The organism is Variovorax sp. P2_H12 (assembly GCF_056403395.1).
On the sequence record NZ_JBFUFO010000004.1, the window covers coordinates 74414 to 90333 of the forward strand.

12 protein-coding genes are annotated in these 15920 nt (G+C 70.3%); 6 read left to right on the plus strand and 6 right to left on the minus strand.

Annotation, left to right across the window (positions count from 1 at the left end):
* Positions 1-65 precede the first annotated feature (65 nt).
* Entirely contained in the window at positions 66-527 is a 462-nt protein-coding gene (locus AC1DYK_RS03940; RefSeq protein WP_478165064.1) for an Lrp/AsnC family transcriptional regulator, read from the plus strand.
* A 74-nt stretch (positions 528-601) separates the two neighbouring features.
* A complete protein-coding gene (locus AC1DYK_RS03945) occupies positions 602-754 on the plus strand; it encodes a hypothetical protein (RefSeq protein WP_478094323.1) in 153 nt (50 codons plus the stop codon).
* A gap of 200 nt (positions 755-954) precedes the next feature.
* Here AC1DYK_RS03945 and mltA read toward each other — a convergent pair whose 3' ends face one another.
* On the minus strand, positions 955-2091 hold the full coding sequence (gene mltA, locus AC1DYK_RS03950) for a murein transglycosylase A (RefSeq protein ID WP_478165065.1): 1137 nt from the start codon (positions 2089-2091) through the stop codon (positions 955-957).
* Here mltA and AC1DYK_RS03955 point away from each other — a divergent pair.
* Together AC1DYK_RS03955 and AC1DYK_RS03960 are read left to right on the plus strand one after the other, a co-directional pair.
* Positions 2084-2263 (plus strand): hypothetical protein, encoded by a 180-nt coding sequence (locus AC1DYK_RS03955; RefSeq protein WP_478165156.1) that lies wholly within the window; start codon positions 2084-2086, stop codon positions 2261-2263. The two genes, mltA and AC1DYK_RS03955, sit on opposite strands and share 8 nt — an antisense overlap.
* A 205-nt stretch (positions 2264-2468) precedes the next feature.
* Positions 2469-3134 carry a YiaD family glycine zipper/OmpA-like lipoprotein gene (locus AC1DYK_RS03960; protein WP_478165066.1) on the plus strand — a complete coding sequence of 222 codons (666 nt, stop codon included), beginning with the start codon at positions 2469-2471 and terminating at the stop codon, positions 3132-3134.
* A 12-nt stretch (positions 3135-3146) separates the two neighbouring features.
* Here the strand turns inward: AC1DYK_RS03960 and AC1DYK_RS03965 are convergent, their stop codons facing one another.
* From AC1DYK_RS03965 to AC1DYK_RS03980, 4 genes are all read right to left on the minus strand, one after another.
* Positions 3147-3773, minus strand: coding sequence for a response regulator transcription factor (locus AC1DYK_RS03965; protein WP_478165067.1), 627 nt, complete (start codon positions 3771-3773; stop codon positions 3147-3149).
* Between the two features lie 10 nt (positions 3774-3783).
* Positions 3784-5766 carry a two-component system sensor histidine kinase NtrB gene (locus AC1DYK_RS03970; RefSeq protein WP_478165150.1) on the minus strand — a complete coding sequence of 661 codons (1983 nt, stop codon included), beginning with the start codon at positions 5764-5766 and terminating at the stop codon, positions 3784-3786.
* A gap of 68 nt (positions 5767-5834) precedes the next feature.
* Positions 5835-6650, minus strand: a complete 816-nt coding sequence (locus AC1DYK_RS03975) for a carbon-nitrogen hydrolase family protein (RefSeq protein WP_478165068.1) — start codon at positions 6648-6650, stop codon at positions 5835-5837.
* A gap of 110 nt (positions 6651-6760) precedes the next feature.
* Entirely contained in the window at positions 6761-10849 is a 4089-nt protein-coding gene (locus AC1DYK_RS03980) for a YhdP family protein (protein WP_478165069.1), read from the minus strand.
* 25 nt (positions 10850-10874) lie between these two features.
* Between AC1DYK_RS03980 and glnE the strand changes: the two genes are divergently transcribed.
* Positions 10875-13658 carry a bifunctional [glutamate--ammonia ligase]-adenylyl-L-tyrosine phosphorylase/[glutamate--ammonia-ligase] adenylyltransferase gene (glnE, locus tag AC1DYK_RS03985; protein WP_478165070.1) on the plus strand — a complete coding sequence of 928 codons (2784 nt, stop codon included), beginning with the start codon at positions 10875-10877 and terminating at the stop codon, positions 13656-13658.
* A 34-nt stretch (positions 13659-13692) separates the two neighbouring features.
* Complete coding sequence (locus AC1DYK_RS03990) at positions 13693-14676, plus strand: septal ring lytic transglycosylase RlpA family protein (RefSeq protein ID WP_478165071.1); 984 nt, start codon at positions 13693-13695, stop codon at positions 14674-14676.
* A 285-nt stretch (positions 14677-14961) separates the two neighbouring features.
* On the opposite strand, the gene AC1DYK_RS03995 is transcribed toward AC1DYK_RS03990, so the two are convergent.
* Positions 14962-15819 (minus strand): ferritin family protein, encoded by an 858-nt coding sequence (locus AC1DYK_RS03995; RefSeq protein WP_478165072.1) that lies wholly within the window; start codon positions 15817-15819, stop codon positions 14962-14964.
* Between the last annotated feature and the right edge of the window lie 101 nt (positions 15820-15920).

A 15920-nucleotide genomic window follows, 5' to 3' on the forward strand; every position in this document is an offset into this window, starting at 1 on the left:
TTGTACGCCTTTTCCGCGATGACGGCCGCATAAAATGCCGCAACCCTCCCAATCGACAGCATCAAATGCAACTGGACACGATCGACCTTCGCATTCTCGACGAGCTGCAACGCGATGGCGCGCTGTCGAATGTCGAACTGGCGCGCCGCATCCAGCTGTCGCCCTCGCCCTGCCTGGCGCGCGTGAAGGCCCTCGAAGGCGCGGGCGTGATCCAGCGCTACGTGGCGCTGGTCCATGCCGGCGCGCTGGGCCTGGGCCTGAACGTCTTCATCTCGATCAGCCTGAAGACGCAGAGCAAGCAGTCGCTGGCCGAGTTCGAGCAGCGCATCGCGGAGCACGACGAGGTGATGGAGTGCTACCTGATGACCGGCGACAGCGACTACCTGATCCGGGTCGCGGTGGCCGACATCGCGGCGCTGGAGAAGTTCATCCTCGAGCAGCTGACGCCGATCGCCGGGATCGAGAAGATCCGTTCGAGCTTCGCGCTCAAGCAGGTGCGCTACAAGACCGCGCTGCCTTTGCCCTGAACTCCGGCCCCGTGCGGCCCTCATTGATAATCCGCGATCGCGCAGGCCGGTGAGCCGGCAAGGACGACCGTTCAGTGGACATTTCTTTCGATCTCGTGTTCGGCGCCTTGACGCTAATCGTGGCAGGCGCCGCGCTGGCCATCGCGCCACGCGAGCGGCGGCTCGAATTCCTCATGCACATCACGATCGTGACCATGCTCACCATCTTCGTAGTAAAGATGGGCTGACCCCAAGGGCCGGCGAAGCCAGGCCTCTTGGTGAAACACCGCGGAACCGGCTTTGCCGGGCCGCTGGTGTTGCCCCCGGCAGGGGGCTGAGGGCCGCGGCTCCAAGCCTGCCTGCGCAGGCTTGGACGGCCCGAAGAGCCGCTGCCTCTGACAGCGACTCGAGGCGATCACACGCAGTGAGCCAACCTGGGGGCGAGCAACTACCTAGGCCACAAGGCCCAGAGGCGCAGGGGCTGGTTGACGCGCGCCGCGACGCGGCCCGCATCGGCGCCGGTGCCCGCGAAGTAGTCGGCCCGCACGGCGCCGACGATGGCGCTGCCGGTGTCCTGCGCGATCACCAGCTTGGCCAGCGGCACGGCCGGTCCCGGCGATGCGAGCCAGACCGGCGTGCCGTAGGGAATGCTGTCGCGATCGACCGCGATCGAGCGGCCGGCCGTGAGCGGCACGCCCTGCGCACCCACCGGCCCCGAGGCGGCATCGACCTCGTTCAAGGGCTCCTCGCGGAAGAACACATAGCGCGGATTGCTCCACAGCAGTTGCGACACCCGCTGCGGGTTCTGCGCGACCCACAGCTTGGTGTCCTCCGGCCACAGGCTCACCTTGGTCGCACCCTGGCTCATGAGCCATTGCTGCACGCTCCGGTAGGGCTGCTCGTTGGTCGCCGCGAAAGCCACTCGGACCGTGCGCCGAGCGCCATCGGGCTCGGTGATGCGCAGGCGTCCCGAGCCCTGGATGTGGAGCATGAGCGCGTCGATCGGGTCGGCCAGCCAGGCGATCTCCCTGCCGCGCAGCGCGGCCTGGGCCTGGGGCAGGGTGTCGATCTCCTGGCGCGTGAACCACGGCCGTTTGGCGACCAGGCCCGCCGGCGTCTGGTAGAGCGGCACCGTGTTCGTCGCCGTCGGCAGGCGCGTGGCGTCAAAGACCGGTTCGTAATAGCTCGTGAGCTTGCCTTCGCTCGGGCCCGCGGGCGATTCGACCCGGAAGGGCTGCAGTCGCTGCATCATCCATTCGCGCTGCTGGTCGGCGTCGGCCAACGCGAGCTGGCGAACCTCGCGGCACAGCGGCGCGATGGCGGCGTTCGGCCGCGTGCAGTTGGCGACCATCGCCACCCAGCCTTCGTGCAGCGCATCCTCGTTGAAGCCCGGCAGCTCGGACCAGGCCACGGGCGTCCACCGGCTCTTGGGATGCGCGAGCGATCCGGTCAGCGGGCCGAGATCGCGCGGCGCGGCCGTGCTCGGCGTCGCCGCCGGCACCTCGGGCTGTCGCGTGCTGACGCTGCAGCCACCCAGCGTTGCTACGATCGCGAGTCCCACCAGCCACCGGAGTCCTTTGTTCATGGGTCTGATTTTGCTTGAAGCCCTCGGCGCCGGAATCGCGCTCGTGCTGATCGTCTGGTGGACCATGTTCTCGGGCCGCAAGGGCGGCGAACTGCACGACGCGCACGGCACTGACGAAACCGCACCGGGCACGCCATCTCGCCCTCCCGCCGAACCGCCGCCACGCGATTGACGGCGTGTCGTCTCAAGCCGCTTCGGCCTGTCGGCCGCAGCGCCGATCGCTATCGAATCGATAGCAGCGCGACAAGCAACGACAAGCCAGGCCAGGGCTCTCGACCGCCGCAGGTGTTACATGCGGAAACCGCCGCGCCAAACATTCGACGCCAGTCGCTCGGGATAATCGCCGTTCTTTGTTTTGGACCCCGAGAAAGATTGACATGAGAAATTTCGTACTCGCCACCAGCGCCGCAGCGCTCGTCCTGTCAGGCTGCGCCGGCACCGGCACCGGCATGACCGACACCCAGCGCAACACCGGCATCGGTGCCGGGGTGGGCGCGCTGGCGGGCGCGGCAATCGGCTCGGCCACCGGCGGCAACCGGGGCGCGATCGGTGCCGGGGCGGCGGTCGGCGCGTTGGCGGGCGCAGCGGGCGGCTACCTGTGGTCGCAACGCATGGAGAACCAGAAGCGCCAGATGGAAGCAGCCACCCAGGGCACCGGCGTGGCCGTGACCCAGACCGCCAACAACGAGCTCAAGCTCGCGATCCCGAGCGATGTCTCCTTCGACGTCGGCCGTTCGGCGATCAAGCCCAATTTCTCGCCGGTGCTCGACCAGTTCGCCAGCGGCCTGCGCAACAACCCGAACGCCGACGTGCGCATCATCGGCCACACCGACAGCACCGGCACCGACGCCATCAACAACCCGCTGTCGATCGCGCGTGCCGCCAGCACCCGCGACTACCTGGTCGCGCGCGGCGTGCCGGCCGGATCGATCCGCACCGAAGGCCGCGGCGCGCGCGAGCCGATCGCCGACAACACCACCGATGCCGGCCGGGCGCAGAACCGCCGGGTCGAGATCTACGTCGGGGAACGCCCCCAGGGCTAAGGCCTGGGGGCTCTAGACCCCTCGCAGCAGGTTGGCGAGCTCGACCGCCGACTTGACCTCCATCTTCTCGAACACGCGCGCGCGGTGGACCTCCACCGTGCGCACGCTGATCGCAAGCTGATCGGCGATCAGCTTGTTCGGCAGGCCTTCGACGACGCAGCGCATCACGTCGCGCTCGCGATCCGTCAGCTCGTCGATGCGGTGCTTGAGCAGCTTTCGCGTGCGCTGCGCCTCGATGGCGCGCAGCGAAACGCCGAGCGCATGCTCGATGCGATCGACCAGCGCGTTGTCCGAAAAAGGCTTCTCGCAGAAGTCGAAGGCGCCGCGCTTGACCGCATCCACCGCGGTCGGCACATCCGCGTGGCCGGTCAGGAAGATCACCGGCATGGTGTCGAGCAGTCCGCGTTCCGCGAGCCGGTCGAACAGCACGAGCCCGCTGGTGCCGGGCATGCGCACGTCGAGCAGCAGGCAGTGCGGGTGGTCCAGCAGCGGCTCGTCGGCCAGGCGCGCCTCGAAGGCTTCGGCGCTGGCGAATTGCTCGCTCACCAGGCGCCGCGAGCGCAGCAGCCAGGCCAGCGCCTCGCGCACGCTGGCGTCGTCGTCGACGATGAAGATCAGGGCATCGATCAGGGGTTGCATGAGATGAGTGTCAGCTGGCGGTCGCAAGAGTAAAGCGGAAGACCGTGCCGCGCGGCCGCTGCGGCTCGAACATGAGCACGCCTCCGTGCTGCTCGACGACGGTGCGGCACAGGCTCAGGCCCAGCCCCATGCCGTCGGGCCGGGTCGTGAAGAAAGGCGTGAAGAGGCGCGCCGCCACCTCGTCGCTGATGCCGCAGCCGACATCGGCGACCGAGAACTCGAGCCAGCGGCGTGCGTCCGGCCCCGGACTTCCGCCGGCGCGCACGACGCGCAGCCGCAGCACCCGCTCGGCCAGGCCGGGCATGTCCATCGCCTGCATGCCGTTGCGCGCCAGGTTCAGCAGCACCTGCTCGACCAGCGTCCGGTCGCACACCACGGCCGGCAGGTGCTCCTCGAACATGAGCTCGACGCGGACCCCCAGCTTGCGCGCCTGCAGGCGCACCAGCGGCAGCACCGCGTCGACCAGCGCCTGGGGCGCCACCGCCTCGCGCGTGCGGTCGCGCCGGCGCACGAAGTCGTGCACGCTGCGGATCACCTGGCCGGCGCGGTCGGCCTGCTCGGCGATGCGGCGCACCGCCATCGCAACCTCTTCGTGCTCGCTCGCACGCGGCAGGCCGTCGGCACCGAGCAGGTTGAGCGAGCCGCTCGCATAGCTCGCGATCGCCGCCAGCGGCTGCGTCAGTTCGTGGCTCAGCAGCGACGCCATCTCGCCGACGGTCGCCAGCCGCGCGCTGGCCTGCAGGCGCTCCTGGCTGGCCCGCGACAGTTCCTCGATGCGGCGCTGCTCGCTGATGTCGATGAAGGCGCTCATCCAGCCGCTCTGGGACCCTTGCGCGTTGATCAGCGGGGCCTCGAAGATCAGCACCGGGAAGCGGGTGCCGTCCTTGCGCATGAAGACCGATTCGAATCCCTCGCGCGGCGGCGTGGCGCCCGCCAGTCGCACCGCCTGCCGGCGCTGGTATTCGTGCGCCAGTTCGGTCGGCCAGTAGGGCGCCTCGACGTCGCTGCCCATGAGCTCCTCGGCACTGAAGCCCACCATCTCGCAGAAGGCCGGATTGACGTAGGTGATGCGGCCCCGCAGATCGCGCGCGCGCAGGCCCGTGATGACCGAGTCCTCCATGGCCTTGCGAAACGCCAGCGCATCGGCGAGATCGCGTTCGGCGCGCAGGCGCCGGCGCGTGTCGCGCGCCAGCAGCACCAGCACCGACACCAGCGCGATCGAGATCGCCGTGACCAGCGCGGTCAGCATGTTGGGGAACAGGTCGGGCACGGCGCGCCAGCCGTCGACGCGCAGCATCAGGGTGGCGCCCGGAAGGTCGATCAGCTGCTGCGCGGTGAAGACCCGCGTGCCGACGCGGCGCGGCGCGCCGATCGCCACCAGCCGGGTGCCGTCGGCCTCGGTGAAGGCCACCTCCTGGCCACGGCTGAGCATCGGCGCCAGCATCTCGGTCAGCGTGTCGCGAAGGGAGTAGGCCGCCACCAGGTAGCCGCCGCCCTCGACCGGCACGCACAGTTCCAGGACCTCGAGGCCGCTGCCCTGGGTCGAGGCCACGTAGTGGCTGGGCGAATAGGCCGGCGTGCCGAGCTTGCGCGCGCTGGTGCAGGCCTGCTCGACGTCGGTCTGGTTGGGGCCGCGTTCGTTGTCGCCGAACACCCGCCGGCGATAGGGCGAATCGACCACGCCGAGCGGATTCAGGCCCGGGTCGCGCCATTCGAGGCGCAGCCACTCGCGATGGTCGCGCAGCAGGCCGGCGGCCCGGGTTTCCCACTGCTCGCGGCCGACGCCGCCGGCCAGCGAGGCGCGCAGTGTCTGCACGTTGCGTTGCAGGCCATCGCGCAGGTCCGACACCGCATCGGCCGTGTCGCGGTCCAGCACGGTCTGGGTCTGCTCGACCTCGTGCCGGCCGGCCAGCCAGACCACGGTGACCAGCAGCGCCAGCACCAGGATCGCCAGCAGCACCCACAGGAACCAGCGCCGCCACACCGAGCGCATGAAGCGCAACCGCGCGAACGCGGGCCGCAGGACGCGGGCGACGGGCAGCGCAGGCGCGGACACCGGCTTCAGATCACGCTGTGGGACAGCGCGGGCAGTTGCGCGCGCGCGGCTTCGAGCTGCGCGGCATCGATCTCGAACAGCACCGCGGCTTCGCCTTCGGCGTGCTGCGCCACCACCGCGCCCCAGGGGTCGACCACCATCGACTGGCCCCAGGTCTGGCGTCCGTTCTCGTGGGTGCCGCCTTGCGCCGGCGCGACCACCCAGGCGAGGTTCTCGATCGCCCGGGCGCGCAGCAGCACCTCCCAGTGGGCAGCGCCGGTGGTGTGCGTGAAGGCGCTGGGCACCAGCAGCAGCTCGGCCCCCTCGCGCGCCAGCGCGCGATAGAGCTCGGGAAAGCGCAGGTCGTAGCAGACGCTCATGCCGATGCGCCAGCGATGGCCGTCGCGCGAGGGCAGGTCGAAGCACACGGGCTGCGAGCCCGGCGCGATCACGCGGCGCTCGTCGTAGCGCTCGCGGCCGTTGTCGAAGAAGAACAGGTGGATCTTGTCGTAGCGCGCGACGCAGGCGCCGTCCGGTGCGTAGACCAGCGAGCTGTTGAAGACATGCTGGTCGTCGTCGGTCTCGATCGGCAGCGTGCCACCGACGATCCAGAGCCCGAACTCGCGCGCGGCATCGGCCAGGAAGCTCTGCACCGTGCCGGCACCGGCGGTCTCGCGCAGCGCCAGCTTGTCGGTGTCGCGCCGACCCATCATGCAGAAGTACTCGGGCAACACCGCGAGCTCGGCGCCCGCGGCCGCGGCCTGGGCCAGCAGGTCATGGGCGCGCGCCAGGTTGGCCTCGCGGGCGATGGTCGACACCATCTGGATCGCAGCGACTTTCATGGCGGTTGTCTCCTGAACTCGTTGAGGCCGCCCGCCGGGCCGCCCCAAGGGCGGACTGCACCCCCTCGGGGGGCAGCGATACACGAAGTGACGAGCGTGGGGGCCATGTCTTATCGGGGAACCGAGGGCTCGGCCGGCGCGGCCTGGGCCGCGGGGGTCGGCCGGCGCGCCACCCGGGTGATTTTCGGGTCGGTCCAGGTGCCGTCGATCTGGAACTCCTGCGTGGCGGCGGCAATCAGCGGCCGGCTCAGCACCATCTGGGCCAGGAAGGTCCCGAGGCCGATCGCGGGATTGATCGCGGTCGCCACCAGCGCCGCCGTGCCGGCGCTGATCTCGGGCACGACCACCACCCGGATGTTCTGCGTCTCGCGCGCGATGTCGGCCGAGCCATCCATCAGCACGGCGGCGTTGACACCCTTCATCTGCAGGTTGTTGGTGGACGCCACGCCCTTGACGATGGTGGCATCGCCACGCAGGAAATCGAAGGCGAAGCCGGCGCTGAAGATGTCGCGGAAGTCGAGCGTGAGGCGCCGTGGCAGGGCCTGCAGGCTCAACACGCCCAGCAGCTTGGCGATGCCCGGATCGGCCTTGAGGAACTGTCCCGATTCGACGTCGATCTTCAACTGCCCGCCCAGGCTCGGGTAGTCGATCGAGAACGGCGAGCCGGTCCAGTTCACCTCGCCCTCGAGCCGGCCCCGGCCGCGCCGAACCACGTCCGTCATGCCGAAGCGATTGAGCAGCGCGCCGGCATCCGTGATGTCGAGCTTGAATTCCATGGCGGTGCGGCGCTGCTCGCGCCCGCCGCTGCCGCCCGGCGGTGCCGCCCAGCTGCCCTGGGCATTGAAGGTGGCATCGGGGTTGGTGAGGGTCAGCTTGTTGAGCCGCCATTCGCGCCCGACGCCGCCGCGGTTCACCGCGTCGATCTCGGCCCGGCCGAGCCGTCGGCCCAGCAATTCGAAGTCGTCGACCACGATGTCGAGGGCCGGCAGGGTGCTTGGCTGCTCGTCGAGCAGCGACTCGACCGCGGTCGCTTCGCTGCGGGCAATCTTGAGCCGCGCGAGCCGCGCGTACAGCCGCCCGGCCTGCGCATGACGGTATTCGGCGTAGCCGCTGAGCTCGGTGGAGTCGACGTTGGCGCGCCAGAGCTGGCCGTCGCGCGTGCCGCCCAGCACCACGTCGTGCAGCGTGCGGCCGCCGAACGCCAGCTCCTGCGCGCGCAGCGCGATCACGGTGGGCAGGTAGGCGAGCGCGTCGTCGCCGCTGTCGACATTGGGCGCCGCTTCGGGCGCCTTGCCGGTGGTCTCGCTGAACAGCGCCTGCCAGGCGCTCAGGTCGAGCCGGGCGAAGCGCATGTTCGCGAGCACGCCGCGTTCGGGCGACGGCGCGGATTCGCCGGCCCCCAGCCCGATGCCGATGCCGCCGCGCAACACGCGCGCCTCGCGGCCGGAGATGTCGCGCACGTAGCTGGCCGAGCCGACCTTGCCGAACTCGAGCGAGATCTGGTCGTGGACCAGCGGCGCGGCGCCCGAGGCCCGGGCTTCGCGCAGCACGACCTTTTTCTCGACCCGCAGCGGCATGATCTCGTCGGCCTGCTTGGCCATGGGCGCCGGCAATTGCAGGCCCAGGCCCTGAAGGCTGCTCGTGAGCAGGAACTCGGAGGCGCCCTCGCGCACCGAATAACGGGCCGCGTAGGGCGTGCTGCCGGTCGTGTTCTTGGCCAATCGCGCCAGCCAGTCGACCTCGCGCGCCGCGCGCAGGCCGTCGGCGCTCGCCGTGCCCTGGACGCGGATGTCCAGTTCCTGCCGGGCGCCGAAGCGGCCGCTGCCCTCGATGCGCATCGCACCGCCAAGCCCGCGCGCCTGCACACCGGCCAACGAGAAGCCGTTCTCGGTGAAGCTCAGCGTGCCGCGCGCCTGCGTCAGCGCCGGCGCAGCGGACGCGAGCTGCAGCTCATTGTCGGCCAGCACGATGCTGGCCTGCACCTTGGTCTTGTCCATCGCCTCCAGCGGCAGCTCGAGGCGCAGCTTGTAGTCCGCGTTGCCGGTCGCGCGCATCTCCGCCAGGGTGGCACCGACTTCGCCGGCCAGCGGCCCGCCGACCCGCAGCAGTTCGCCCAGCGGACCCTTGGCCTGCGCATCGACCTTGAGCAGCGCATGGTGCGACATGTCGGCGATCAGGGCCTCGGCCTTCGTGACCTCGATCCCCTGCGCGCCGGCGATGCGCCCGCGCGCGTTGCGCACCAGCATGCCGGCGCGCTCGAACACCAGCTCGCCCGACAGGCCCGTCAACCCTGGCCAGACCTTGGTCTCCCGCGGCGCCGGCGGCACATAGGCATAGCTGACGTCGGCGACCTTCGCGACGATGCGGAAGTCCCCGTGCTTCGGGTCCATGAAGGGCATGTCCCAGAGGTCGCCCCGGACCTTGAAGTCGACCGAGCTGGCAGTGCCCTTGGTGACCGCGTCGCGCACGTAGTCGCGCGTGGGCTTCGGGATGTGGAGCGGCAGATAGCGCCAGACCCGGGTGCCGTCGGCCCGCGTCAGCTTGCCCTGCAGGTCGAGCACGCCGGGATAGCGGTCGGCGCTGCGCGACACCGCGGGGTCGCTGGTGCGCCAGCTGGCCTGGGCCTCGCCCTCGGCATCGACGTTCGCGAAGCGCAGGTTCGAGACCTGCAGCTGGGCCGCGCCGCCCTCGAGCTTCCACTGGAGCTGGGTCGACAGCCGCTCGATCGGCACCACCGGCTCCTCGAACACGCCGGGCAGGTCGAGCGCGCCGTTCGCGATCGACAGCGTGGCGCTGCCGCCGGCCTGGCTGGCCTCGAAGTCGACCGTGGCGCCGCTCACGCCGGGGGTTCCGACCGGCTCGTGCGGCGGCGCGGCCGCGGTCACCGGGGCCGGGGCGGCCGCCGGCGCACCCGGCTGCGACGCCACGCTGAAGCCGCTCATGCGCCCCTTGAACTGATAGTGGTCGGGTTCGCCCGCCGAACCTTGCCAGCTGGCCTCGATGCGCTCGACCAGGCCGCGCGGCTGGAAGGCCTCGATCCGCTTGCGGGCCGCCTCGCCCAGCGGCAACCGGTCGGCGATCATCGCCAGCGCCGCGAGATCGAGCCGGTCGGCCCGCAGCGCGGTGCGCTCTGCGGCATGGCCCTTGGCCGGCGTGTGCTGGAACCACAGATTGCCCCCGGGCCAGCGCATCTGATCGGCGGTGTCGAACTGCAGCCGGCTGGTTGCAAACTCCAGCGTGCCGTCGCTGCGCTTGCCGGCCAGGCGTCCGGTGACGTCGCGCAGCACCAGCGGCCGGAGCGCCTTGCCGAGCGAGGCGTCGATGCGGGTCAAGGCCAGGTCGACCGCGCCGCCGCTGAACTCGCCGTCGTTGACGTCGGCCCAGACCCGCAAGCCGCCCGCGCCTTCGCGGATCCGGCCGTCGAGGTCGACGTAGCGGCCGAGCCGCGTGATGTCGATGTAGGGCAGGTCGGCATAGACCTGGCCGTCCCAGGTGCGCCAGTTGCCGCTGCGCACCGACAGCAGGGGCTGGCGGAACCGGCCGCGCAGCGAGATGCGCTCGCCCCAGCCGGCCGGCGGCGTGGCGTCGAGGCGCATCGCGTGGCGGCGGCCGCCGTTGCGGGCGACGAACTGGACGTCGGTCAGCAGCAGCGGCGCGGTCTTGCGCCGCTCGTCGGTCCAGCGCACCGTCCCGCCCTGCACCACGACCTCGCGCTGGGCGAAGAACCAGTCGGCACCGTCGCCGCCGCCGCTGGTCTCGTTGGACATGTCGAGCCCGGCGATGTGCAGCTTGCCGAGCGCGTCGCGCCGGACTTCGACCTGCGGCCGCTCGATGTAGAGCTGCTCGAAGCTCAGGTTCCAGAGCGAGCGCGGCGACACGCTGGCCACCACCCGCTCGAGGCGCAGCGCCTCCTGGTTGCGGGCGTCCAGGAGCACCACGTCGCGCAGCTCGACCGTGGGAAACAGGCTGCCCGACCGGGCGCCGATCGAACCGATGCGCACCGGCACGCCGATGGCCCGTGTGGCCTGCGCTTCCAGTGCGCCACGGTAGTCGCCGATTCGCGGCACAATCCAGAGATGTAGGACAGCGACTGACAGCGCAAGCAGGAGCCATGCACCGATCAGCAAACCCAACAACCAGCGCGCCGTCGCAGCGGTGATCTTGAGCAGACGTGAAGGGGAAGACGTCGTGTCGTTCATTGAGGATCGCGCTGTGTCAGGAATTATGACCGCCAGCACCCAACCGGGTTCCACCGGTGCCGATGCCGAGATTCAGCGGTCGATGCCGCCATCCGATTCGCCGCCACTATCGGCCTATTCGCGCTTCGTTCAGCGGCTTCGGCGCCGCTACGCTGCCGAGCTGCCGTTGCTGCCGCCAGGCGAACCGCTGCGCGCCCATATGGCCGAGGCCTACCAGGCCCTGCGCGCGCGCGGCGACACGGCCGCCGACGCGCTGCGCATCGTGCGCCAGCTGGTGATGGAGCGGCTGATCGCGCTCGACTGCGACCAGCAGGCGGCGCTGGCGGTGGTCACCACCGCGGTCACGCAACTGGCCGAGTTCGCGCTCGACGTCGCCTGCCGCGAAGCCTGCGCCGAACTCGACGAAGTGCACGGGGCACCGCTCGCGGCCGACGGCCGGCGCGCCCAGCTCTGGGTCGTCGGCATGGGCAAGCTCGGCGCGCGCGAGCTCAACGTGTCGAGCGACATCGACCTGATCTATCTCTACGACCAGGACGGCGAAACCGCAGGCGACCCCGATGGGCGTTCACGGCTCGCCAACCAGGAATACTTCGCGCGCGCGGTCAAGCGCATCTACGCGCTGGTGGGCGACACCACCGGGAACGGCTTCGTGTTCCGCGTCGACCTGGCGCTGCGGCCCAACGGCAACTCGGGGCCGAGCGTGGTCTCGCTCGATGCGCTCGAGGAATATTTCCAGGTCCAGGGCCGCGAATGGGAGCGCTTCGCCTGGCTCAAGAGCCGCGTGGTGGCGCCTGCGGCGGTGGTGATCGACAGCTCGGCGCAGGCGCTGCGCGGGGTGGTGCTGCCCTTCGTCTTCCGCCGCTACCTGGACTACAGCGTGTTCGACTCGCTGCGCACGCTGCACCGGCAGATCCGCGAACAGGCGGCGCGCCGCAGCGCCGGCCGGCCCGAACGCGCCAACGACGTCAAGCTGTCGCGCGGCGGCATCCGCGAGATCGAGTTCACGGTGCAACTGCTGCAAGTGGTGCGCGGCGGCCAGTTCCCCGAGCTGCGCACCCGGCCCACGCTCGATGCGCTGCAGCGCCTGGCGCGCGCCGGCCTGATGCCGCAGGAAACGGCCGACGCGCTGGCCGCCGCCTACGAGTTCCTGCGCCGGGTGGAGCACCGCATCCAGTACCTGGACGACCAGCAGACCCACGTGCTGCCGGTGAACGACGACGATCTGCGCTGGATCGCGCAGACCCTCGGGTACGCCGACTGCTGCGCCTTCCTGGCCCAGCTCGACGCCCATCGCGAATTCGTCGCCCAGGAGTTCGACAAGCTGCTCGGCGGCAAGGCGCCCTGCAACGGCTGCAAGGGCGGCGCGCCGGGCCCGGCGCCGGTGGACATTCACGACCTGATCGACACCCTGCCCGGTCCGTTCGCCGAGCGCATCCGCGGCTGGAGCGAGAACCCGCGCGTGCTGGCGCTGCGCGACGACACGCGGGCCCGCCTGCGCCAGCTGATCCAGCGCACCGGCCAGTGGCTGCGCGAGCCCGACAGCGAGGCGCCGGGCCGCATTTCCCACCATGTCGAGGCTGCGCTGCGCTGGGCCGACTGGATCGAGCCGCTGCTGCGCCGCGAAAGCTACATCGCGCTGCTGGTCGAGCGGCCCGCCGTGCAGGAGCGGCTGCTGCGCCTGCTCGGCTCGGCCAAGTGGCCGGCGCGCTACCTGATGCAGCATCCCGGCGTGATCGACGAGCTGGCCAGCAACGAGATGCTGAGCGGCCGCTTCGTGGCGGCCGAGTTCGAACGCGAGCTCGAGAACCGCCACCAGTCGCTGACACGCACCGGCGAGGCCGACGAGGAGCGCCTGCTCAACCTGCTGCGCCATGCGCACCATGCCGAGCTGTTCCGCACGCTGGCACGCGACGTCGATGGCCGGATCACGGTCGAGCAGGTGGCCGACGACCTGAGCGCGCTGGCCGACGCGGTGCTGCGCGTCACCGCGCGCTGGTGCTGGCCGCAGGTGCGCAATCCGCACCGCGAGCAGCCGCAGTTCGCGATCATCGGCTACGGCAAACTCGGCGGCAAGGAACTGGGCTACGGCAGCGACCTCGACATCGTCTTCGTCTACGACGACGAGGACGAGCGCGCCGGCGAGGTCTATGCGGCCTACGTGCGCAAGCTGATCAACTGGCTCACGGTCAAGACCCGCGAAGGCGACCTGTTCGAGATCGACACCGCGCTGCGCCCGAACGGCAACTCGGGCCTGCTGACCACCAGCTTCGAGGCCTATGAGAAATACCAGCTCGGCCGCGGCAGCAACACCGCCTGGACCTGGGAGCACCAGGCCATGACCCGCGCCCGCTTCGTGCTGGGCGCTCCGGCGCTCGGCGAACGCTTCGACCGCATCCGCGAGGCCGTGATCACCGCGCCGCGCGATCGCGACGCGCTCAAGGCCGAGATCGTGGCGATGCGCGAGAAAGTGCGCGCCGCGCGACCGGTCAAGCCCGACCGCTTCGACGTCAAGCACAGCGCGGGCGGCATGGTCGACGCCGAGTTCGCGGTGCAGTTCCTGGTGCTGTCGGCGGCCGAGGCGCATCCCGAACTGGTGCCCAATGTTGGCAACATCGCGCTGCTGCTGCGGGCCGAGGCGGCCGGCCTGCTGCCCGCGGGCGTCGGCCAGGCCGCCGCCTCCGCCTACCGCGAGCTGCGCCGGGTGCAGCACCGGGCCCGGCTCAACGAGGAACCGACGCAGGTGCCGATGACGGCGCTGGTGATCGAGCGCGAGGCCATGCTGGCCCTGTGGAAGGCTGTGTTTGGCTAGGCGGCACAGTGCGTCGCCACGCGCGCTCGCGTGGATGGCGGCAGCAACGCTGGTCCTGCTGGCCGGCTGCGCCAGCGGCCCGCGCGGCGGACGCGACGGTGCCGCGGCCAATCCGCCGTCCGGCCTTGGCCAGGTGCCCGACGCCGAACCCCGCGTCGAGACGATCCGCAGCAGCGGCGGCACTAGCAAGCCGTATGTGGTGCTCGGCCGTTCCTACACGCCGATCGTCGACGACCGGCCGTTTCGCGAAAGCGGGCTCGCGTCGTGGTACGGAACCAAGTTCCACAGCCAGTCGACCGCCAGCGGCGAGCCCTACGACATGTACGCGATGACTGCCGCACACAAGACGCTGCCGCTGCCGAGCTACGTGCGGGTGCGCAACCCGGCCAACGGGCGCGAGGTGATCGTGCGCGTGAACGACCGCGGCCCCTTCCACGACGACCGCGTGATCGACCTGAGCTACACCGCGGCGCTCAAGCTCGACCTGCTGCGCGGCGTCGCACCGGTGGAGATCGAGCGCATCACCAACGAGGACATCCGCACCGGCGCCTGGCGGCGGGGCGACGCGCCGGTGCTGGCGCAGCAGACGGTTCCGGCCTTTGTGGCGGCCGCGCCGGCCGCTGCGCCCGACAGTGTCGCGGTGCCTTCGACATTGACCGCGCCGGTGGTCGCCACCTCGCGATACGACGCCATGCAGGTCACGGCGCTGCCGCCGATGGCCCCGCTGGCCGCTCCTGCGGTCCAGGACGCCGCACCGACGCCGCGTGCGGCGGCCGCTGCCGGGCCCGGCTTCTGGGTCCAGCTCGGCGCCTTCAGCCAGCGCGACGGCGCGCTGCGCTTCCAGCAGCAGGTGGCGCGCGAGATGCCGATGCTGTCCGCCACCCTCGCCGTGTTCAGCGAGAGCGGCACGCACCGGCTGCAGGCCGGTCCCTTTGCATCGCGCGACCTGGCGCGCGACACGGTCGAGCAGGTCCGCAACGGCCTGCAGCTGGCGCCGGTGATCGTCGAGCGCCGGTGACGAGGCTCGCCCCCAGGTTGGCTCACTTCGTGTAGCCGCCCACCCCCTACCGGGGGCAACACCAGCGGCCCGGCAAAGCCGGTTCCGCGACTGCCCACCAACGGGCGCGCTGCGCGCAGCCGAAGAACAGACACAGCGATGGCGACGGTGTTCCCCCGGCCGGCGCAGCCAGGCCCGTTGGTGAAACACCGCGGAACCGGCTCCGCCGGGCCGCTGGTGTTGCCCCCGGTAGGGGGTGGGCGCCCGGACACGAAGTGCCGGGCAACCTGGGGGCGAGCAACTGCTTCAAGCGCCCTGGTATTCGGGCTTGGGACCCAGGGAGGCGGCCAGCTCCTTGCGATACCGATTGAGCTCCTGCACCGTCTTGAAGCTCCGGTTCATCAGCAGGCTCAGGTTGTGCAGGATGCGCTCGCCGACCTTGCTTTCCCAGACGGCGTCGAACTTGATCTGCTTGTCGAGCCAGTGCTCGAGCCAGTCCGGATCGGGCACGCGGCTCTGGATCGTGTCGTTCGGGAACAGCGACTTGTTGACGTGCAGGTTGGTCGGATGCAGCGCCTGCGCGGTGCGGCGCGCGCTGGCCATCAGCACGCCGACCTTGGTGAAGGCCGAGCGCGCCTCGTCGCCGAATTTTTCCATCGCGCGCTTCATGTAGCGCAGGTAGGCGCCGCCGTGGCGAGCCTCGTCCTGGCTCAGCGTGGTGTAGATGTGCTTGATGACCGGTTCGGTGTGCCACTCGGCCGCGCGGCGGTACCAGTGGTTGAGGCGGATCTCGCCGCAGAAATGCAGCATCAGCGTCTCGAGCGGCGGAGCCGGGTCGAAATCGAAGCGCACGTCGTGCAGTTCCTGCTCGGTCGGCGCGTGCTGCGGGCTGAAGCGCTTCAGGTATTCCATCAGCACCAGCGAGTGCTTCTGCTCCTCGAAGAACCAGATCGACATGAAGGCCGAGAAGTCGCTGTCATGGCGGTTGTCGCGCAGGAACATCTCGGTGGCCGGCAGCGCGGCCCATTCCGTGATCGCGTTCATCTTGATGGTCTGGGCCTGCTCTTCGGTGAGCCGGGTTGCGTCGAAAGACTGCCAAGGAATATCCTTGTCCATGTCCCAGCGGACAGATTCGAGTTGTCTGAAGAGTTCCGGATAAAGCATCGATGTCTTTCTTAAGCCACGGGATTTTAGTCGGGAGGCCGGACACGCCCGTGACAGGCGCGCGATGATGCGGATTTGTCCAGCGCCAGAAACCGAATTCC